The organism is Bradyrhizobium sp. JYMT SZCCT0180 (assembly GCF_018130165.1).
In the GTDB taxonomy this organism is placed as follows: Bacteria; Pseudomonadota; Alphaproteobacteria; order Rhizobiales; family Xanthobacteraceae; genus Bradyrhizobium.
In genome coordinates, this window is the sequence record NZ_JAFCLZ010000017.1 from 187,239 (window position 1) to 205,352 (window position 18,114).

An 18,114-nucleotide genomic window follows, 5' to 3' on the forward strand; every position below is an offset into this window, starting at 1 on the left:
TCGTCCCTGCGAACGCGGGGACCCATAACCACCGGCGTCTGAGATAGAACAAGGAAGATGATCCACGGTCTTTCAACCAATAACCAGCACGGCGACGCGATGAGCGCTATCGCGCTCACGCTGGGGGTCCCTGCGTTCGCAGGGACGACAGCTTACGTTGTGCTGGCGTCACGCCCATGAGCCCTCACCTCCGCCCCGGGATCATCGCCGCCGTCGCAGCCCTGGTGCTCGACCAGGCCTCGAAGCTTTGGCTGCTGTTCGTGTTCGATATCGGCCGGCGGGGTGCGGTGAAGGTGACGCCGTTTTTCGATCTGGTGCTGGCTTGGAATGTCGGGATCAGCTTCGGCTGGTTCCAGAACGACGGTTTTCTGGCCCAGGCCATCCTGACCGCGATCAAGGCGGTCGCCGTGGTCGTTCTGGCGGTCTGGATGGCCCACTCGCGCAACTGGCTGGCCACCGTAGGGCTCGGCCTGATCATCGGCGGGGCTATTGGCAACGCCATCGACCGGGTCGCCTATGGCGCGGTGGTCGATTTTGCCCTCTTCCACGTCGAGATCGGGGGAAATACCTTCAATTGGTACGTGTTTAACGTGGCCGATGTGGCCATTGTTGCCGGGGTAGCAGCCCTATTGTATGATTCCTTCCTGGGGGTACCCGCCGCAAAAGCGCCCTGATCCCGGTCGATACGGGCCGTTGCGGCTCCTTGGCGGTAATATTGCCTCGCAAACTCGGGATTGTGCCTCAAGGCCAGCCGGCAAGGTTTGTAGAAATTTGCAAGTTTTGCGGAAATTTGAAATGGGAACGAGCGCGATGCGCGAGACCGAAGCCAGCTACTGGATGGTGCAGACAACCTCGCTGACGCGGGCGATGCGGTTCGCCGCCATTGCCCTTGGCATCGGCCTCGTGATGGCCGCCGGTCCCGTGCGCGCGGCCGATGACGATGACGAAGACGACAGGACCTTCGAGGAAAAGATCATCGGCAACATCATGAGCGGCCTCGGCGGCAAGAACATGGAGAGCAAGGGCATCGAATACCGCGAGCGTTCCCCGCTGGTGGTGCCCCCGAAACTCGATCTGCCGCAGCCGGCTAATTCGGCCGCAGCGAACGCGCCGAACTGGCCAAAGGATCCGGACGAAGCGCGCCGCAAGGCTGCGATCGCGGCCCGCAAGAAAGAGAACAAGGACAACTCTCAGTCGGCTCGAGCCCTGTCGCCATCCGAACTCAACGTCGGCAGAACAGCCGCGCCCGCCCGCACCAGCAACGATCCGATCCAGCCGGGCACCACCAACAACGCCCCGCAGCTGAGCCCATCGCAGCTCGGCTATGAAGGCGGTTTGTTCGGTATGTTCAAGGGCAACAAGGCCGAGTCGGCGGAGTTCAAGGGCGAGCCGCCGCGGCAGTCGCTGGTCGAGCCTCCGTCTGGGTACCAGACGCCCTCGCCGAACTTTGCCTACGGCACCGGGCCCAAGGAATCGCTGAACAAGAACTACGACGTCATGACGGGCAAGGAACGCTGACGCCAATTTCGGCTCCGCGCCCTCACCGGTGAGGACCGCTGTTGGTTCCGCCAGGCGTTTTGCTCTCTGCATCGTGACATCAGGCGTGATACGCGCGGTGTACGATCCCGCGGCTTTGTCCCGAACGCTTGGGTTCGGGCTTCCAGACAGGTCATGATGTCCCCACATCGCTTTGCCGTTTCGCTCGCTGCCGCTTTGATTTCGATATCAGCTCTTTCCACCAGCGGCGCGCCGGCCCAGACCACGGTGACGTCGGAGCGACCCGCCAGCTTCACGCTCGGCAACGGCCTGCAGGTGGTGGTGATCCCCGATCACCGCACTCCCGTCGTGACGCAGATGATCTGGTACAAGGTCGGCTCCGCCGACGAGACGCCGGGAAAATCGGGACTGGCGCATTTCCTCGAGCATTTGATGTTCAAGGGCACCGCCAAGCATCCCGCCGGTGAATTCTCCGAAACCGTGCGCCGGATCGGCGGCAACGAAAACGCCTTCACCTCGGTCGACTATACCGGCTATTTCCAGCGCGTGCCGCGAGACCAGCTGGGGCGGATGATGGAATTCGAGGCCGACCGCATGACCGGCCTCATTCTGAAGGACGAAAATGTTCTGCCCGAGCGTGACGTCGTGCTCGAGGAATACAACATGCGGGTCGCCAACAACCCGGACGCGCGGCTGAACGAACAGATGATGGCCGCGCTGTATCTCAACCATCCCTATGGCCGCCCCGTGATCGGCTGGCGACAGGAGATCGAGAAGCTCGACCGCGAGGACGCGCTGGCGTTCTACAAGCGCTTCTACGCGCCGAACAACGCCACCCTCGTAATCGCGGGCGATGTCGACGCCAAGGAGATCCGCGCGATGGTGGAGCGCGCCTATGGCGCGATCCCCGCGCAGCCGGCGATTCCCGCGCAGCGCACTCGTCCGCAGGAGCCGACACCCGCCGCACCGCGCACCGTGACGCTGTCCGATCCCCGCGTCGAACAGCCCGGCCTGCGGCGCTATTACCTCGTTCCCTCCTCCACGACCGCGGCCGCCGGCGAAAGCCCGGCGCTCGACGTGCTTGCGCAACTGATGGGCGGCGGCTCCAACTCCTATCTCTACCGCGCGCTGGTGATCGACCGCCCGCTCGCGATCAACGCCGGTGCCGGCTATCAGGGCACCTCGCTCGATCCGTCGCAATTCTCGATCTCGGTCTCGCCGAAACCCGGCGTGGAGTTCTCGGCAGTCGAGCAGGCGATCGACGACGTGATAACGGACGTCATCCAAAATCCCGCCCGCGCCGAGGATATCGAACGCGTCAAGACCCAGCTGATCGCGGAGGCGATCTACGCGCAGGACAATCAGGCGACGCTGGCGCGCTGGTATGGCGGCGCGCTCACCACCGGCCTGAGCATCGAGGACATCCGCAGCTGGCCTGATCGCATCCGCGCCGTCACCGCCGAACAAGTCCGTGACGCCGCCCAAAAATGGCTCGACAAGAAGCGTTCGGTGACGGGTTATCTGATCAAGGACCCCACGCCGAAACGCGAGGAGAAGCGCTCGTGATCCATTTCTCGATTGGCGCGCAGCGCTTCACATCAGCCATTGCCGCCCTCGCGGCGCTGCTGTTGCTGACCCCGGCACCATCGCACGCCGCCGCAAAAATCCAGCGTCTGGTGTCACCCGGCGGCATTGAAGCCTGGTTCGTGCAGGACGCCACCGTGCCCCTGATCGCGATGGAATATGCCTTCCGCGGCGGCTCGAGCCAGGACCCCGTCGACAAGCCCGGCACCGGCAATCTGGTCGCCGGCCTGCTCGACGAAGGCGCCGCCGATCTCGACTCCAAGACCTTTCACGAGCGGCTTGACCGCCGCGCCATCGAGCTCAGCTTCTCATCGACGCGGGATTATTTCCGCGGCTCGCTGCGCATGCTCAAGGACAACAAGGACGAAGCCTTCAACCTGCTGCAGCTGGCATTGACCTCGGCGCGTTTCGACGCCGCCGACGTCGAGCGCATCCGCGCGCAGGTGATCTCCAGCCTGCGGCGCGAGACCACCAACCCCTCCTCGCTGGCGAGCCGCAAGTTCCTGGAAGTCGCGTTCGGCGATCATCCCTATGGCCGTCCGTCCAACGGCACGCTGGACAGCGTGCCCAAGATCGACGTGTCGGACATGAAGGCCTATGCCGGCCGCATCATCGCCAAGGACACGCTGCGGATATCCGTGGTCGGCGATGTCGACGCCGACACGCTCGGCAAACTCCTGGACAAGACGTTCGGTGGATTGCCGGCCAAAGCCGGCCTGACGCCGGTCGCCGAAATCCAGGCCGCCCAGCCGCCGCAGCGCGCCTTCGTTCCGCTCGACGTGCCGCAAACCGTCGTCATGTTCGGCGGTCCCGGCATCCGCCGCCACGATCCGGATTTCATGGCCGGCTATGTCGTGAACCACATCCTCGGTGGCGGATCATCGTCGCGGCTTTACAAGGAAGTTCGTGAAAAACGCGGGCTGGCTTATTCGATCTCTCAATCCCTGCTCTGGATGGACCGCTCCGCCCTGTTCGTGGGCAATACCGGCACCCGCGCCGACCGCGCCGGTGAAACGGTCGATGCCGTTGAAAAGGAGATCCGCCGTATCGCCGAGGACGGCCCGACCCAGAAGGAACTGGATGAGGCCAAGTCCTATCTGAAGGGCTCGCAGATGCTGGCGCTCGACACCTCCTCGAAGCTCGCCGCAGCGCTGCTGCAGTACCAGCTCGACAAGCTTCCGATCGATTACATCGAACGGCGCAACGCCCTCGTCGACGCGGTGACGCTCGATGATGCCAAAAAGGCCGCACAGCGGCTGTGGGGCAAGGGCCTGCTCACCGTGATCGTCGGCCGCGCCCCGCAAGCCGCCGCCCAGCCGGCTGTTGCTGCCCCACCGCCGAAGGCGAACTGAGCCACGCTCGTGTCCCGGACGCGGTGCAGCGCCTCTTAGCGGTGCGCCGCAGAGCCGGGACCCAGACCTCCTTCCAGCAATGGACCCCGGATCAGCAGCGCACCACGCCGAAGGCGGCGTATTGCGCAGCATCCGGGGAACGCATCGACTTCAGCGCCGAACACAAACCCGCTATCTTGCGCGCACCGATTCTAATCCACGCCCGGTGAACGCCATGCTGCGGGTCTCCCGCGACCTTTCAATTGAAGAGAACGACATCGAGATCGGCTTTGTCCGCGCCTCCGGTCCGGGCGGGCAGAACGTCAACAAGCTCTCGACCGCCGCGCAATTGCGTTTCGACACGCGCAAGATCACGCTGCCGGAAGACGCCGCTTTGCGGCTCAACCGGCTCGCCGGCCAGCGCATGACCAAGGACGGCGTGATCGTGATCCACGCCCAGCGCTTCCGTACCCAGGAGCGCAACCGCGCCGATGCCATCGACCGCCTGCTCGAATTGTTGCGCGAAGCCATGGTGAGGCCGGTGCCGCGGCGCGCCACCAAGCCGACTTTCGGATCCAAGCAACGGCGGCTGGAAGGCAAGAAGAGCCGCAGCGACGTCAAGTCGAAGCGCGGCGCGGTGCGCTTCGACGACTGACGGAGTTGGCGGCGAGCATTGGTCTGCTGCGCCAGAGCTTCGGTTCTGATTGAGTTCCAGACTTTTGTTTTGACGCGTTTTCTTTACGCGAACCGGTACCCACTTCGCTTGAAAACGCTCTGATAAAAACTCCGGCCGACGCGCGACCGGAGTTTCCGAGTTGCAACTGGAACCTGCTGAAGCGCGCGCGGTACTAGTAGCGCTTGCCGCCGGTCGCGGGATCGCCGGCTGCACCACCAGTGCCCTTGGCCGCACCACTGCCGGCACCGACCGTGCCCTTGGCACCGGTCTTGGCGGCCTTCTGTCCGGCCGCACGCGGCTGCGCACTGAGTTCCTCGTCGTCGGTGGCCGACGTCCCGCCCTGCATCTGGCTCTTGCCCTGCACGCCGCCGCGGAGCTTGCTATCGGACGAGGCACCCTGCGCCAGCACGGGACCGGCCACCATGGCCGAGATGGCAAGCGCGATCGCCGAGGTTTTCACTAACTTCATTCAGTTCTCCTGGGTTTGATTCGCGATGAGCGGTTCGGTTGTTCCACGCGCCATCCGTCCGGACCTGCCCATCGCACAGAGCAATTTGTCGCGAACGGCGCACGCACCAGACAATCCGCGCCGTGTGGTCTTCGTTTAGGGATTTCGGGGCAATTTCACGAAAACTTGGCCACGGATCGACCCAATATGCGGCGCGTGGAACTGTCGTTGTGTCAGTCGCGAATCAAATATTCCCGGATCATGATCCGCGCGCGGTGAATGCGGGCCTTGACGCTTTCGCGAGAGAGGCCGAGTACGCCGGCGATCTCGTCAATCGACAATTCCTCGATGTCGCGCAGCAGGATCACTTCGCGATAATGCTCGGGCAGCGACTGGATGGCGCGCGATAGATCGATGCGAAGGTCTTCAGGACGCCAATGCGCCAGACGCGCCTCGGCGTCTTCCGCCGGCGCGTCGGCCATTCCGACCGACCGGCGCAGGAGCCGCAGACAGGCGCGCCGCGCGACCGCGAACAGCCACGCCGAAAACGACGTCACCGCCCGCAGCGTGCCGACGCGCCGGTACAGCAGCAGCAGCGTTTCCTGAACCGCATCGTCGATGTCGGCGGCGCGGCAGTTGCGCGCCGCGTAGCGACGGACGTCAGGCTGGGCCGCTGATAGCAGCGACACCAGCGCGTCGGCGTCCCCGCCCCGCGCCGCCTCGATCAGCTTGGGATCGCAGCGGCTGGTTCGGACCAGCGCGTTCATGGCGAGGGCAGCCGGCGGCCGACCATGGCGCACATCGGGCAAAAGCCGAGGAATCCGGTCGCGATCGCGACCGCGCCGGCAGCGGCGATCGCATAGCCGGCCATCGTGCCCGGCATCGCCATCAGCCCATAGGCGATCATCATGATGCCCCCGATACCCCGCATCGCCCGCTCCCAGCCCGGCAGATTCTTGCGATAGAACATAGCAGCTCCTTTGATTTCACGAGAGAACTGTCCGTTCTCGTGTCATAGAGCCGCCCCGCCGGGCTTTCGGTTCGCCGACCGGCAAGTTTTTTTAGCGCCCCGATCTCGCCCGTTTCCGGAACCCGACCCGCAGCATGGCCGCTTTTGTTCTGCCGTGAAACAGCCCGCTACTACCACCGCTTCCGGACAGCGACCTAAGTTCTGTGCACGCGAACGGCCATCATCGCCTGCCCAAAGGAGCTGAACTGAATGGCAAAACCCGTTCATTCGATGATCCGCGTGCTCGACGAGGCGAAGTCGCTGGACTTTTACGCGCGCGCCTTCGGGCTCGAAGTCGCCGATCATCTTAAGTTTCCGGATTTTGCGCTGATCTATCTGCGCCATCCCTCCTCGCCCTTCGAGGTCGAACTGACCGTCAATTACGATCGCAAGGAGCCCTACTCCCTCGGCGATGGCTACGGCCATCTCGCCGTTGTCGTCGACGACGTCGATGCCGAACATGCCCGGTTCGAACAGGAAAAACTGTCTCCCGGACCGCTGCGCGACTTCAAGCATGACGGCCGGACGCTGGCGCGCTTTTTCTTCGTTGCCGACCCCGACGGTTACAAGATCGAAGTGATCCAGCGGGGTGGCCGCTTCGGTTAGTTGCAATCAATAAACGTTCAATGGAGGAACCCATGAGAGAAGTCGATCGTCGAAGCAAATACAATCGCCGCATCTTTCTCCAAGGCGCGGCAACCGCGGTACCAGCCGTTGCGATTGCGACCAGCACAGGTCTCGGCATTGGGGAAGCCTGGGCCGACGACGCCACGTCGTTGACCCCTGCGACACTCAAGACGCTGGTCAAGATGGCGCGCGATATCTATCCGCACGATTTTCTCGGCGACAGCTATTACATCACCGCGATCAAGCCATGGGACGGCAAGGCGGCGAAGGACCCGGCGGTGAAGTCGCTGATCAATGACGGCGTCACGCGGCTGGATCAGGACGCCAACGACCGACACAAGGTTGCCTATGCCCAGGTGCCCTGGGAAGCGGATCGCGTGGTGTTGCTGCAGCGGATCGAGCAGACCGCATTCTTCCAGAAGATTCGTGGCGACCTCGTCGTCTCGCTCTACAACCAAAAAGAGCTGTGGCCGAAGTTCGGTTACGAAGGTTCCTCCGCGGAGCATGGCGGCTACATCAAACGTGGCTTCGCCGACATCGACTGGCTGCCGAAGGTCTAGGCCCAGGCAACTCAACAAACAGCGGTGAGGAGGAAATCCAAATGGCAAAATTCGATCTGAATGACAGCGGCGTGGTGGTGATCGTGGGCTCAGGCGCCGGCGGCGGAACGCTGGGCAATGAACTTGCACAGAAGGGCGTCAAGGTCGTGATCCTCGAAGCCGGCGCCCGCATCGAGAACCATGACTTCGTCAACGACGAATGGGAGAGCTTTACCCAGCTCGCATGGACCGACATGCGCACCACGTCGGGAAGCTGGCGGGTCGCCAAGGACTTCGCCAACCTGCCGGCCTGGATCGTCAAGGCCGTCGGTGGCTCGACGACCCATTGGGCCGGGGCGTCGCTGCGTTTCGACGAGCACGAATTCAAGGTGAAGGCGACCTATGGCGGATTGCCCGGCGCGAACCTGCTGGATTGGCCGATCACGCTCGCCGAAATGGAGCCATGGTACGCCAAGGCCGAAAACAAGATGGGCGTGACGCGCACCAACGGCATTCCCGGCCTGCCCGGCAACAATAATTTCAGGGTGCTCGAGGCCGGCGCCAGGAAGCTCGGCTACAAGACCGTGCATACGGGCAACATGGCCATCAACAGCGAGCCACGCGATGGGCGTGCCGCCTGCCAGCAGATCGGATTCTGCTTCCAGGGCTGCAAGTCCGGTGCGAAGTGGTCGACGCTCTATACCGAGATTCCAAAGGGTGAAGACACCGGGAATCTCGAGGTGCGGCCCAACAGCATGGCGATCAAGATCGAGCACGATGCGTCGGGCAAGGTGACCGGCGTCGTCTATGCCGACGCGTCAGGCGCGATGCAACGCCAGAAGGCGCGCGTGGTGGCGGTTGCCGGCAACTCGATCGAGAGCCCGCGTCTGTTGCTCAACAGCGCATCGACCATGTTCCCCGACGGTCTTGCCAATTCGTCCGGCCAGGTCGGCCGCAACTACATGCGGCACATGACCGGCAGCGTCTACGCGGCGTTCGAGAAGTCGGTGCATATGTATCGCGGCACCACGATGGCCGGCATCATCCGGGATGAGGCCACCAACAATCCAAAGCGCGGGTTCGTCGGCGGCTACGAGATGGAAACGCTGTCGATCGGTGTGCCCTTCATGGCGGCGTTCCTCAATCCGGGCGCGTGGGGACGGCCGTTCTCAGCCGCGATGGAGGCCTATCCGCGCATGGCCGGCATGTGGCTGGTCGGCGAGGACATGCCGCAGGAAACCAACCGCATCACGCTGGATCCCAAGGCCAAGGACAAGTTCGGCATGGCGGTGGCGAGCGTGCATTTCGACGACCATCCCAACGACATCGCGATGCGCAACCACGCCTACAAGCAGGGCGCCGCCGTCTACGAGGCGATCGGCGCCACGGTGACCTATCCGACGCCGCCCTATCCCAGCACCCACAATCTGGGCACCAACCGGATGAGCGAGAAGCCAAGGGATGGCGTGGTCAACAAGTTCGGCCGGACGCACGACATCAAGAATCTGTTCATTTCCGACGGCAGCCAGTTCACCAGCGGAGCTGCCTGCAATCCGACGCTGACGATCGTCTCATTGGCGATCCGGCAGGCGGATCACATCGCAGGGGCGATGCAACGCAAGGAAATCTAGCTGCTTGAATAACAATGCGGCCCTGTCCCGGACAGGGCCGCATTCTATTTGGAAGGCGCAAGCTCTATTCGGCCGCGTCGAGAATGACGGGCGCGTTGCCACCAAACTCCGCGATCGCCGCGGCACTCACTGCCACCGCACTTCTGGAGCGATAGATCAGACACGAGCACCGCAGCAGCGACGCAAAATTGTTGACCTCGCCATGGTGGTCGAGGACTTCGTTGTGCAGCTTGGTGAGAAATTTTGCGAGGCTCATCCCTTCCTTCGCCGCGATCTCCTCCAGCGTGTCCCAGAACGACATTTCCAGCCGGATCGAGGTGCAATGGCCACCGATCCGCAGCGATCGGGTCTGCGATTCGTAGTCGCGTTGCGGCTGGTGCGCGAACAGCTGGCACATGGCAGTCCTCCCGTCAGTTTATAACTTTTCTAAACGATATACCTGCGCAGGCGACCTCACAATCCCACGTCGTGGACAGCGAAAGCTCTCGCGAGCTCCGCGTTGCGGCGCCGAACATCAGCATCTTCAATGTGATAGTCAGTGCCCATCCCCAGCGGGAACCGATTCGGTCGGCGCCCCCAATGCATTTGCCGTCACGGCGGCCTAGAATGCGGCAAGCCCAGAATCGGTCCCTGAACGAAGCCATGCCCGTCCGCCAGCTCCCAGAACAGGTCGTCAACCGCATCGCCGCCGGTGAGGTGGTGGAACGGCCTGCGAGCGTGGTCAAGGAACTGGTCGAGAACGCCATCGACGCCGGCGCCTCCAGGGTCGACATCTTCACCGACGGCGGCGGCCGGCGGCGGATCGGCATCACCGACGACGGCAGCGGCATGACCCATGCCGACCTGGCGCTGGCGGTCGATCGCCACGCCACCTCCAAACTCGACGACGAGGATCTCTTGCGGATTCGCACGCTGGGATTCCGCGGCGAGGCGCTGCCCTCGATCGGCGCAGTGGCCAGATTGGGCATTACCACGCGCCATGCAGGCGAGCCGCATGCCTGGTCACTGTCGGTCGAAGGCGGCGCGAAGTCGCCGATCATGCCGGCGGCGCTGAGCCAGGGCACCCGTGTCGAGGTCAGCGATCTCTTTTATGCGACGCCGGCGCGGCTGAAATTCCTCAAGACCGACCGCACCGAAGCCGAAGCGATCCGCGAAGTGGTGCGAAGGCTGGCAATGGCGCGGCCCGACATCGCCTTTACGCTGGCCGGCGAGGAACGCGCGCCGGTGACCTGGGCCGCCGCACTGCCCGGTGCTCCGGGCCGGCTGACGCGGCTCGGCGATATTTTGGGGGCGGATTTCCGTTCCAGCGCGATCGAAGTGCGCAGCGAGCGCGAGGGCGTGGTGGTCGAAGGCTTTGCCGCCGCCCCCTCGCTGACGCGCGCCAATGCGCTCGGGCAATATCTGTTCGTCAACGGCCGCCCGGTGCGCGACAAGCTGATCCTCGGCGCGGTGCGCGCGGCCTATTCCGACTATCTGCCGCGCGACCGCCATCCGGTCGTGGCGCTGTTCGTGACGCTGGAGCCGCAGGAAGTCGATGCCAACGTGCATCCCGCCAAGACCGAGGTCCGGTTCCGCAACGCCGGCCTGGTCCGTGCGCTGATCGTGCATGCGCTGAAGGACGGCCTCGCGCGCGAAGGCCGCCGCACCGCTGCGAATACCGATGGTGCGGCGCTCGCCTCGTTCCGCCCGTCATTCGCGCCGCGCCCGACCAGTTGGGATTGGCGCAGTTCGCCTTCCTATCCGACAGGACCGATGCCCGCCTTCGGAGGCTCGGCGGCGCCGGCCTTCGCGGAAGCGGGGCAGGCCGCGTTCGATGTCGGCACGCCGACGGCCGATGTGCGCTTCGAGGCGCAGCCCGCCGCCGACATGCTGGATCGCCCGCTCGGCGCGGCACGAACGCAGATCCACGAGACCTATATCGTGTCGCAGACCCGCGACGGTTTGATCGTAGTCGATCAGCACGCCGCCCATGAGCGCATCGTCTATGAGAAGTTGAAGGCCTCGCTGGCGCGCAATGGCGTGCAGCGGCAGATATTGCTGATCCCCGAGATCGTCGAACTCGACGAGGCCACGGTCGAGAAGCTGCTCGATCGCTCTCTGGAACTGGCGACGTTCGGGCTGGCGATCGATTCCTTTGGCCCCGGCGCGGTTGCGGTGCGCGAGACGCCGTCGCTGCTCGGCAAGGCGAATGCCGCGGGGCTGTTGCGTGACCTCGCCGAGCACATGGCGGAATGGGATGAGGCACTGCCACTGGAGCGCCGGCTGATGCACGTCGCCGCCACCATGGCCTGCCACGGCTCGGTGCGCGCCGGCCGCCGCCTCAAACCGGAAGAGATGAACGCCCTGCTGCGCGAGATGGAAGACACGCCGAACTCCGGCCAGTGCAACCATGGCCGCCCGACCTATGTGGAACTGAAGCTGTCGGATATCGAGAAGCTGTTCGGGCGGAGGTAGGGATTTGTAGGGTGGGTGGAGCGAAGCGATACCCACCGCCCGTGCGGCCGCGAAGTTGGTGGGTTACGCTTCGCTAACCCACCCTACGGACCTCGCAGGAACACGAACTCCGTGTCGTCATACGCCCGCCGCTCCAGCTCTTCGAACCCTTCAGGTACCGCGAACACCGCGGCCTTCGCCTCTTCCACCACCAGCAGCGCGCCCGGCGTCAGCCAGCCGCCCTCGCGCAGCGAGGCCAGCGCTTTGTCGGCGAGTCCCTTGCCGTAGGGCGGATCGAGGAACACCAGCGAGAACGGCTCCATCGGGTGCGCGGGGCCGAGATTGGTGGCGTCGCGGCGATAGACTTTTGTCACACCGCCAAGACCGAGCGCCTCGACATTGTTGCGCAAAAGCGCCCGCGCCTCGGCGCCATTGTCGACGAACAGCGTGAATGATGCGCCGCGCGAGGTCGCCTCGATGCCGAGCGCGCCGGTGCCGGCGAACAGGTCGAGCACGCGCGCGCCTTCGATCGGATCGTCATAGGCGTGGACAAGGATATTGAACACGGATTCGCGCAAGCGATCCGCGGTGGGGCGGATCTCGCGCGATGAGGGCGAGGCCAGATTACGACCCTTCAACCGTCCGCCGACGACACGCATAGGCCAACTACTCGTCCCGCGGCTTCAGATCGCGCTTGCCGTGATAGCCGCGCTGGGGACGGCGCGGCGGGCCGTAGCCGTTGGCCTCTTCCTCGTTGCGCGCGCGGGCTTCCTCGCTGCCGGTGCGCTGCACCAGCACGCGGCGGCCCTTGCGGTCGGCGATCACGCCTCGCTGGGTCACGGGCTTGGGAGGCGTTGCCTCCTTGTCACCCGGCATCGGCCGGTTGAAGTCGGCGCCCGCGAGCGTCGCAATCTTCTCGCCGAGCTGCTCGCGCAGCACGCGGGTTTTGACTTCCTCGACCTGGCCTTCGGCGAGTTCGCCGAGCTGGAACGGGCCGTAGGAGACCCGGATCAGCCGGTTCACCTCGAGGCCGAGATGCGCCATCACGTTGCGGACTTCGCGGTTCTTGCCTTCGCGGATCGCAAACACCAGCCAGACATTGGCGCCCTGGTCGCGCTCCAGCACAGCGTCGATCGAGCCGTATTTGACGCCGTCGACCTCGACGCCTTTCTTCAGCTCATCGAGCTGCGCCTGCGTGACTTCGCCATGGGCGCGGACGCGGTAGCGCCGCAGCCAGCCGGTGTCCGGCAGTTCGAGCGCGCGTGCCAGACCGCCATCATTGGTCAGCAGCAGCAGGCCCTCGGTGTTGAAATCGAGTCGGCCAATCGAGATCAGCCGGGGCAGGCCTTCGGGCAGATTATCGAATACCGTCGGCCGCCCTTCGGGATCGGCATGCGTCGTCATCAGGCCACGCGGCTTGTGGAACATGAACAGGCGCGTGCGTTCGCGCGGCGGCAACGGCTTGCCGTCGACGGTGATTACATCATTGACGGTGACATCGAGCGCCGGCGAATTGATGACGCGGCCGTTGACGCTGACGCGCCCCTGCGTGATCCATTCCTCGGCATCGCGCCGCGAGGCCAGGCCGGCGCGCGACACCACCTTGGCGATGCGCTCACCGGACTTTTTGACCTTTGGCGGCTGCGGTGCGCGCCTTTCGAAGTCGGGCTTGCGCTCACGATAGGCGCCACGGCCACCGAACGCCGGACGTTTTGCAAAGATCTTGCTGTCGTCCTCGTTCTCGCGGCGCGGACGTTCATCGCGTGCGTCGCTGCGCGGATGCTCCTGCCAGTCGGTCCGGCCCTCGGGGCGCTGTCTTGGACGATCAAACTTTGGACGATCACCGGCGGGACGATCCTCGCGCGAACGCGAGAAGCGCGGACGCTCGTCACCGCCGCGATCGTCGCGGGAAAAGCGCGGCTTGTCGAAACTGCGCGCACCGTCGCGGGCGGGGCGGGAATCCCGGTCGCCGCGATCCTCGCGCTTCTGCCACGGCTTTGAATCGCCGCGATCGGGACGATCACCATAATTCTTCCGTGGTCCCCTATCAGGTGCGCCACGCGAGGAGAATTTCTTGTCGCCGCCGAATTTCCGCTCGGGACGATCGCCACGGGGGCCGTCGCCACGCGGCGTATAAGGCCGCTTCTCGCCGGCGCCTTCGCGCGGTGCATAGGGACGCTTCTCGCCGAATTTCTTCTCGCCGAAACGCGAAGCCGGACGGGCATCGTCGCGGTCCCGAGGGCCGCTCTCGCGGTCCCGAGGGCCGCTCTCGCGGTCCCGAGGGCCGCTCTCGCGGTCCCGACGTGGCGGACGGTCGTCGCGATTGAAGTTCGGGCGGTCGCCGCGCGGCGTGTACGGGCGCTTCTCGCCACCACGATCCTCGCGCGGCTTGAACGAACGCTTCTCACCGTCATCACCACGAGACGGACGGCTGGAAAACGGCCGGTCGCCACGGGGACGGTCATCCCGGTTGAAGCGCGGCGGACGGTCACCGCCTTCGCTGCGATCGCGGAACGGCCGATCGCCACGCGGCGGGCGCGGCGCGTCGAAGTCGCGGCGCGGCGGACGATCGCCGTCGCGCTTGCCGGCGTAGGGCTTAGCCCCGCCCGAATAGGGTTTCTTGTCGAACGACCGCGCGCCGTCGGACTTGCCGGCATAGGGACGCCGCTCGCCGTCGCGCTTGTCGCCGTCACCCTTGCCGGCAAAGCCGCGCTTGGCGAATTTCTTCTCCGGCCCCCGGGCAGCACCGGAGCGGCCCTTGCCACCACCGGGGCGATCACGCCGGCCGCGGGAATCGTTGTCTTTGTCGTTGTCGCGGGGCATGAATAGTCTCTCGTTCGTAGCTGAAATGGCGATCAGGCGGATGTGGATCGGCTGTCATAGCGGTAACGCGCGCGCACTTGGCTCAAGGCGCAATCTCACGCAAAACCGGTATCCACGTTTGCTGAAGGCGCTTCTAGTAGCAGGTTTCTTCCGATGATACGAGGGATGACTGCCCCTTCTTTCATGGATTTGGCGCTCAAAACGGCCAAAAACGCCGCCAAGGCGGGCGAAGTTCCGATCGGATGCGTCATTGTCAGGGGTTACGAGGTCATCGCCACGGCCGGAAACCGGACCCTGACCGACCGCGATCCGACCGCCCATGCCGAAATATTGGCGATCCGGCAGGCCGCGGACGCCATCGGGACCGAGCGGCTGGTCGATTGCGACCTCTATGTCACGCTGGAGCCCTGCACAATGTGCGCCGGCGCGATCTCGTTCGCGCGGATCCGGCGGCTCTATTACGGCGCCGCCGACCCGAAGGGCGGCGCGGTCGATTCCGGCGTGCGGTTCTTTGCGCAGCCGACCTGTCATCACGTGCCGGAAGTGTACTCGTCGGTCGGCGAGACCGAGGCGGCGACGCTGCTGAAGGATTTTTTCCGGGTGAGGAGGTAGAAGCTCAGTCGCGCCTCCCCACCGCTGTCATCATCCGCGAAAGCGGATGATCCAGTATCCCAGAGACGATCGTGAATCATCGATAGGCCGCGGCGTACTGGATCCCCGCCTGCGCGGGTACGACGACCTATAGCTTGGTTAGCCACTCAGAAAAAACTCCCTCAACAACCTCGCCGTCACATCCGGATTTTCCTCCGGCAAAAAATGCCCGCTGTCGACCGGCGCGCCCTGTACATTGGTTGCCCATTTCTTCCAGGTGTCGAGCGGCGTGGTCGCGGCGCTGGCGACGCCGGCGTCGCCCCACAGCGCCAGCATCGGGATCGTGATCTTCTTGCCGGCGTCGAAATCGGCCTTGTCGATCTCATAGTCGGCATAGGCGCCGGCGCGGTAGTCCTCGCACATCGCGTGCACGCGGGCGGGATCACGGAACGGCGCGAGATAATGCTCCAGCGCGCGCGGGTCGATGGCGTCAAGCGTCTGGCTCTTGGTCTGGCTCGCCATCTTCTGGCGGAGGAAGAATTCGCCATGGCCGTCGATCAGCGTTTCCGGCAGCGGGTATGGCTGCGCCAGAAACGCCCAATGATAGATTTTCAGCGCGGAGAGCCGGTTCAGCTTCTCCCAGTAGTCATAGGTCGGCGCGATATCGAGCACGGCGAGTTTCGACAGCCGGCCGGGATGATCGAGCGCGAGGCGGTACGACACCCGCCCGCCGCGGTCGTGACCGGCGAGCGCGAAATGCACGTGGCCGAGCTGCTCCATCGCCTCGACCATGACCTTGGCCATCGCGCGCTTGGTGTAGGGCGTGTGGTGTTCGTCGGTGCGCGGCATGTCTGACCAGCCATAGCCCGGCAGGTCGGCGATGATCAGCGTGAACTTATCAGCCAGTTGTGATGCTACCGGATGCCACATCACATGCGTGGACGAAAATCCGTGCAGCAGCAACAGCGGCGGCCCCTTGCCGCCGACGCGGGCGAAAATGCGGCCCGCTGACGTGTTGATCCATTCGGAGGCGTAGCCGGGAAACAAATCGGCAAGATCAGGCATCTTCACATCCTCCCGTCATCATCCGCCCGAGTGCGCAATTGCGCACGGGGGCGGATGATCCAGTATTCCAGAGGCGTCAGCGATAGAACCGCGAAGCCGCAGCGTACTGGATACCCCGCCTGCGCGGGGGTATGACAGTCCGCGCTGCTTTAAACATTGTTTGGCGTTGCCGCTGGCACGTCCCGGGTTTATGCCATTCATCAAGTCTGCCCAACAAGAAGCAAAAGCGAGGAAGTGCCATGTCGATCGATTTCGAGATTCCGGCCGAAGCCAAGGCGATCCGCGAGAAGGTCCGCAAATGGGTGCAGGAAGAGTGCATCCCCGCGGAAAAGGAACTCGATACCAAGCCGCTCGCTGAAGTGCTCGGGCCGCTGCGCAAGAAGGCGCGGGCGCAGGGGCTGTGGTGCCCGTGGGTGCCGAAGGAGTATGGCGGCATGGGCCTCGGCCCGCTTGCCAACGCGCTGGTGCAGATGGAGCTCGGCGAGAGCATGTTAGGGGCGCTGTCGATGAACACGCAGGGCCCCGACGATGCCTCGATGATGACGATATTGGCCCACGGCACGGAATATCAGAAGGAGAAGTTCCTTAAACCCCTGCTCAACGGCGACAAGCGCATCTGCTTCTCGATGACCGAAAAGGCCGCCGGCGCCGACGCAACAGGCATGCAGACCACGGCGGTGAAGGACGGCAACGAGAATTACATCCTCAACGGCGAGAAATGGTTTTCGTCCTCGGCCAGCGTGGCCGACATGGCGCTGGTGGTCGCGAGGACCGATCCGAACGCGCCGCGCCACAAGCAGCATTCGACGTTCATCGTCGAACTGCCGAACCCCGGCTACAAGATCAAGCGCAACGTCGCCAACATGGCGATCGAGGGCCCGCATGCCGACGCGATCCATGGCGGCCACTCCGAGATCGAGATCAAGGATTTGAAAGTGCCGGCCGACAATCTGCTCGGCGGCGAAGGCAACGGTTTCAATATGGGCCAGCACCGTCTCGCCTATGGCCGCCTTCGCCACGGCATGCACAACGTCGCCAAGGCGCAGCGCGCACTCGACATGGCGGTCGGCCACATCACCAAACGTTCGACCTTCGGCCAGTTGCTTGCCGACCGCCAGGCCGTGCAGTTCATGCTCGCCGACTGCGCCGAGCAGCTCTATATCGGCCGGCTCATGCTCCTCCATATCGCCTACAAGGCGGAGAAGGGCCTCGACATCAGGCAGGAGAACTCGATCGCCAAGGTCTACCATGCGCACATGGTGCACAAGGTGATCGACACCGCGATCCAGCTCCACGGCGCGCTCGGCTTCAGCCAGGATACCCCGCTCGCCAAATGGTACACGCAGGTGCGCTCGCAGCGGCTGGTCGACGGTCCGGACGAGGTGCACCGGTGGAAGATCGGCAAGAACGTCATCAAGGCGTTCCGCGAGCATGGCACGACGGCGAGCGCTGTGGGTGGGGATTTGCTGTAGGCGTCGGTTACTCGACGTCGCTCCGCAACACGCTGTCATCCTCCGCGAAAGCGGGGGATCCAGTACGCCGCGGCTTCTCGGTTCTATCATCGGCGTCTCTGGAATACTGGATCACCCGGGCATAGGCGGAGCGGAAGCGACGCCGTTCTTCGAACGGCTATGCGCGGGTGATGACAGCTGAATGTGGGTTCGCGTTCTCGCGACGCATTGCGCCCGAGCTTTGCCAGAAATTCCTCGCCCCCGAAATAAGAGGGCGCAGGGAAGACCGGGTGCGCGCTGCACCCGCGGTCCCGTGTGCGATTTGCACTAAGTAGGCTGCACACGAGCATACAGGGCAGCGGAGAACACCCGGCCTTCCCTGCGCAATGGCTTTACGGCTTATGCCGCG

General features: G+C 64.3%; 18 protein-coding genes. 11 read left to right on the forward strand and 7 right to left on the reverse strand.

The annotated features are described in order from the left end of the window. Positions 1-176 precede the first annotated feature (176 nt). The 5 genes from lspA (at position 177) to arfB (ending at position 5,067) form a co-directional block, all read left to right on the forward strand. A complete protein-coding gene (lspA, locus tag JQ641_RS25005; protein WP_211998539.1) occupies positions 177-674 on the forward strand; it encodes a signal peptidase II in 498 nt (165 codons plus the stop codon). A 136-nt stretch (positions 675-810) separates the two neighbouring features. Further along, entirely contained in the window at positions 811-1,518 is a 708-nt protein-coding gene (locus JQ641_RS25010; RefSeq protein ID WP_211998562.1) for a hypothetical protein, read from the forward strand. Between the two features lie 153 nt (positions 1,519-1,671). Further along, positions 1,672-3,063: a M16 family metallopeptidase gene (locus tag JQ641_RS25015; protein ID WP_502754987.1), complete on the forward strand. Its 1,392-nt coding sequence runs from the start codon at positions 1,672-1,674 to the stop codon at positions 3,061-3,063. After that, positions 3,060-4,433: a M16 family metallopeptidase gene (locus JQ641_RS25020; protein ID WP_349628614.1), complete on the forward strand. Its 1,374-nt coding sequence runs from the start codon at positions 3,060-3,062 to the stop codon at positions 4,431-4,433. Before JQ641_RS25015 ends, JQ641_RS25020 begins: the two co-directional genes overlap by 4 nt. 214 nt (positions 4,434-4,647) lie before the next feature. Then, a complete protein-coding gene (gene arfB / locus JQ641_RS25025; protein WP_211998541.1) occupies positions 4,648-5,067 on the forward strand; it encodes an alternative ribosome rescue aminoacyl-tRNA hydrolase ArfB in 420 nt (139 codons plus the stop codon). Between the two features lie 193 nt (positions 5,068-5,260). Here the strand turns inward: arfB and JQ641_RS25030 are convergent, their stop codons facing one another. From JQ641_RS25030 to JQ641_RS25040, 3 genes are all read right to left on the reverse strand, one after another. Then, positions 5,261-5,557 carry a hypothetical protein gene (locus JQ641_RS25030; protein ID WP_211998542.1) on the reverse strand — a complete coding sequence of 99 codons (297 nt, stop codon included), beginning with the start codon at positions 5,555-5,557 and terminating at the stop codon, positions 5,261-5,263. A gap of 212 nt (positions 5,558-5,769) precedes the next feature. Continuing rightward, positions 5,770-6,303 carry an RNA polymerase sigma factor gene (locus JQ641_RS25035; RefSeq protein ID WP_211998543.1) on the reverse strand — a complete coding sequence of 178 codons (534 nt, stop codon included), beginning with the start codon at positions 6,301-6,303 and terminating at the stop codon, positions 5,770-5,772. Next, a complete protein-coding gene (locus tag JQ641_RS25040; protein ID WP_211998544.1) occupies positions 6,300-6,506 on the reverse strand; it encodes a YgaP family membrane protein in 207 nt (68 codons plus the stop codon). Before JQ641_RS25040 ends, JQ641_RS25035 begins: the two co-directional genes overlap by 4 nt. A gap of 249 nt (positions 6,507-6,755) precedes the next feature. Here JQ641_RS25040 and JQ641_RS25045 point away from each other — a divergent pair, with 249 nt between their 5' ends. From JQ641_RS25045 to JQ641_RS25055, 3 genes are read left to right on the forward strand one after another with little or no spacing between them, the layout of a single operon-like run. After that, the gene (locus tag JQ641_RS25045) at positions 6,756-7,151 is read left to right on the forward strand and encodes a VOC family protein (RefSeq protein WP_211998545.1); all 396 of its coding nucleotides are present in this window, start codon (positions 6,756-6,758) and stop codon (positions 7,149-7,151) included. 32 nt (positions 7,152-7,183) lie between these two features. After that, positions 7,184-7,732, forward strand: coding sequence for a gluconate 2-dehydrogenase subunit 3 family protein (locus JQ641_RS25050; RefSeq protein WP_211998546.1), 549 nt, complete (start codon positions 7,184-7,186; stop codon positions 7,730-7,732). Between the two features lie 41 nt (positions 7,733-7,773). After that, positions 7,774-9,342 (forward strand): GMC family oxidoreductase, encoded by a 1,569-nt coding sequence (locus JQ641_RS25055; protein ID WP_211998547.1) that lies wholly within the window; start codon positions 7,774-7,776, stop codon positions 9,340-9,342. Positions 9,343-9,406: 64 nt separating this feature from the next. Here JQ641_RS25055 and JQ641_RS25060 read toward each other — a convergent pair whose 3' ends face one another. Beyond that, positions 9,407-9,739, reverse strand: a complete 333-nt coding sequence (locus JQ641_RS25060; protein WP_211998548.1) for a ribbon-helix-helix domain-containing protein — start codon at positions 9,737-9,739, stop codon at positions 9,407-9,409. A 245-nt stretch (positions 9,740-9,984) separates the two neighbouring features. Between JQ641_RS25060 and mutL the strand changes: the two genes are divergently transcribed. Then, the gene (gene mutL, locus JQ641_RS25065; protein ID WP_211998549.1) at positions 9,985-11,796 is read left to right on the forward strand and encodes a DNA mismatch repair endonuclease MutL; all 1,812 of its coding nucleotides are present in this window, start codon (positions 9,985-9,987) and stop codon (positions 11,794-11,796) included. Positions 11,797-11,879: 83 nt separating this feature from the next. Here the strand turns inward: mutL and rsmD are convergent, their stop codons facing one another. Continuing rightward, on the reverse strand, positions 11,880-12,434 hold the full coding sequence (gene rsmD, locus JQ641_RS25070; RefSeq protein WP_211998550.1) for a 16S rRNA (guanine(966)-N(2))-methyltransferase RsmD: 555 nt from the start codon (positions 12,432-12,434) through the stop codon (positions 11,880-11,882). Between the two features lie 7 nt (positions 12,435-12,441). Continuing rightward, positions 12,442-14,598, reverse strand: coding sequence for a pseudouridine synthase (locus tag JQ641_RS25075; RefSeq protein ID WP_211998551.1), 2,157 nt, complete (start codon positions 14,596-14,598; stop codon positions 12,442-12,444). 153 nt (positions 14,599-14,751) lie between these two features. On the opposite strand from JQ641_RS25075, the gene JQ641_RS25080 reads away from it, so the two are divergent. Continuing rightward, the gene (locus JQ641_RS25080; protein ID WP_192738852.1) at positions 14,752-15,210 is read left to right on the forward strand and encodes a nucleoside deaminase; all 459 of its coding nucleotides are present in this window, start codon (positions 14,752-14,754) and stop codon (positions 15,208-15,210) included. 138 nt (positions 15,211-15,348) lie between these two features. On the opposite strand, the gene JQ641_RS25085 is transcribed toward JQ641_RS25080, so the two are convergent. Next, positions 15,349-16,254 carry an alpha/beta fold hydrolase gene (locus JQ641_RS25085; RefSeq protein ID WP_211998552.1) on the reverse strand — a complete coding sequence of 302 codons (906 nt, stop codon included), beginning with the start codon at positions 16,252-16,254 and terminating at the stop codon, positions 15,349-15,351. Between the two features lie 239 nt (positions 16,255-16,493). Here JQ641_RS25085 and JQ641_RS25090 point away from each other — a divergent pair, with 239 nt between their 5' ends. Beyond that, on the forward strand, positions 16,494-17,726 hold the full coding sequence (locus JQ641_RS25090) for an acyl-CoA dehydrogenase family protein (protein WP_211998553.1): 1,233 nt from the start codon (positions 16,494-16,496) through the stop codon (positions 17,724-17,726). Positions 17,727-18,114 lie beyond the last annotated feature (388 nt).

What these genes read in the sequence shown, in the direction of transcription:
- lspA (WP_211998539.1), top strand. Translation starts at nt 177, where the DNA reads ATGAGCCCTCACCTCCGCCCCGGGATCATCGCCGCCGTCGCAGCCCTG.
- JQ641_RS25010 (WP_211998562.1), top strand. Translation starts at nt 811, where the DNA reads ATGCGCGAGACCGAAGCCAGCTACTGGATGGTGCAGACAACCTCGCTG.
- JQ641_RS25015 (WP_502754987.1), top strand. Translation starts at nt 1,672, where the DNA reads ATGATGTCCCCACATCGCTTTGCCGTTTCGCTCGCTGCCGCTTTGATT.
- arfB (WP_211998541.1), top strand. Translation starts at nt 4,648, where the DNA reads ATGCTGCGGGTCTCCCGCGACCTTTCAATTGAAGAGAACGACATCGAG.
- JQ641_RS25030 (WP_211998542.1), bottom strand. Translation starts at nt 5,557, where the DNA reads ATGAAGTTAGTGAAAACCTCGGCGATCGCGCTTGCCATCTCGGCCATG.
- JQ641_RS25035 (WP_211998543.1), bottom strand. Translation starts at nt 6,303, where the DNA reads ATGAACGCGCTGGTCCGAACCAGCCGCTGCGATCCCAAGCTGATCGAG.
- JQ641_RS25040 (WP_211998544.1), bottom strand. Translation starts at nt 6,506, where the DNA reads ATGTTCTATCGCAAGAATCTGCCGGGCTGGGAGCGGGCGATGCGGGGT.
- JQ641_RS25045 (WP_211998545.1), top strand. Translation starts at nt 6,756, where the DNA reads ATGGCAAAACCCGTTCATTCGATGATCCGCGTGCTCGACGAGGCGAAG.
- JQ641_RS25050 (WP_211998546.1), top strand. Translation starts at nt 7,184, where the DNA reads ATGAGAGAAGTCGATCGTCGAAGCAAATACAATCGCCGCATCTTTCTC.
- JQ641_RS25055 (WP_211998547.1), top strand. Translation starts at nt 7,774, where the DNA reads ATGGCAAAATTCGATCTGAATGACAGCGGCGTGGTGGTGATCGTGGGC.
- JQ641_RS25060 (WP_211998548.1), bottom strand. Translation starts at nt 9,739, where the DNA reads ATGTGCCAGCTGTTCGCGCACCAGCCGCAACGCGACTACGAATCGCAG.
- mutL (WP_211998549.1), top strand. Translation starts at nt 9,985, where the DNA reads ATGCCCGTCCGCCAGCTCCCAGAACAGGTCGTCAACCGCATCGCCGCC.
- rsmD (WP_211998550.1), bottom strand. Translation starts at nt 12,434, where the DNA reads ATGCGTGTCGTCGGCGGACGGTTGAAGGGTCGTAATCTGGCCTCGCCC.
- JQ641_RS25075 (WP_211998551.1), bottom strand. Translation starts at nt 14,598, where the DNA reads ATGCCCCGCGACAACGACAAAGACAACGATTCCCGCGGCCGGCGTGAT.
- JQ641_RS25080 (WP_192738852.1), top strand. Translation starts at nt 14,752, where the DNA reads ATGATACGAGGGATGACTGCCCCTTCTTTCATGGATTTGGCGCTCAAA.
- JQ641_RS25085 (WP_211998552.1), bottom strand. Translation starts at nt 16,254, where the DNA reads ATGCCTGATCTTGCCGATTTGTTTCCCGGCTACGCCTCCGAATGGATC.
- JQ641_RS25090 (WP_211998553.1), top strand. Translation starts at nt 16,494, where the DNA reads ATGTCGATCGATTTCGAGATTCCGGCCGAAGCCAAGGCGATCCGCGAG.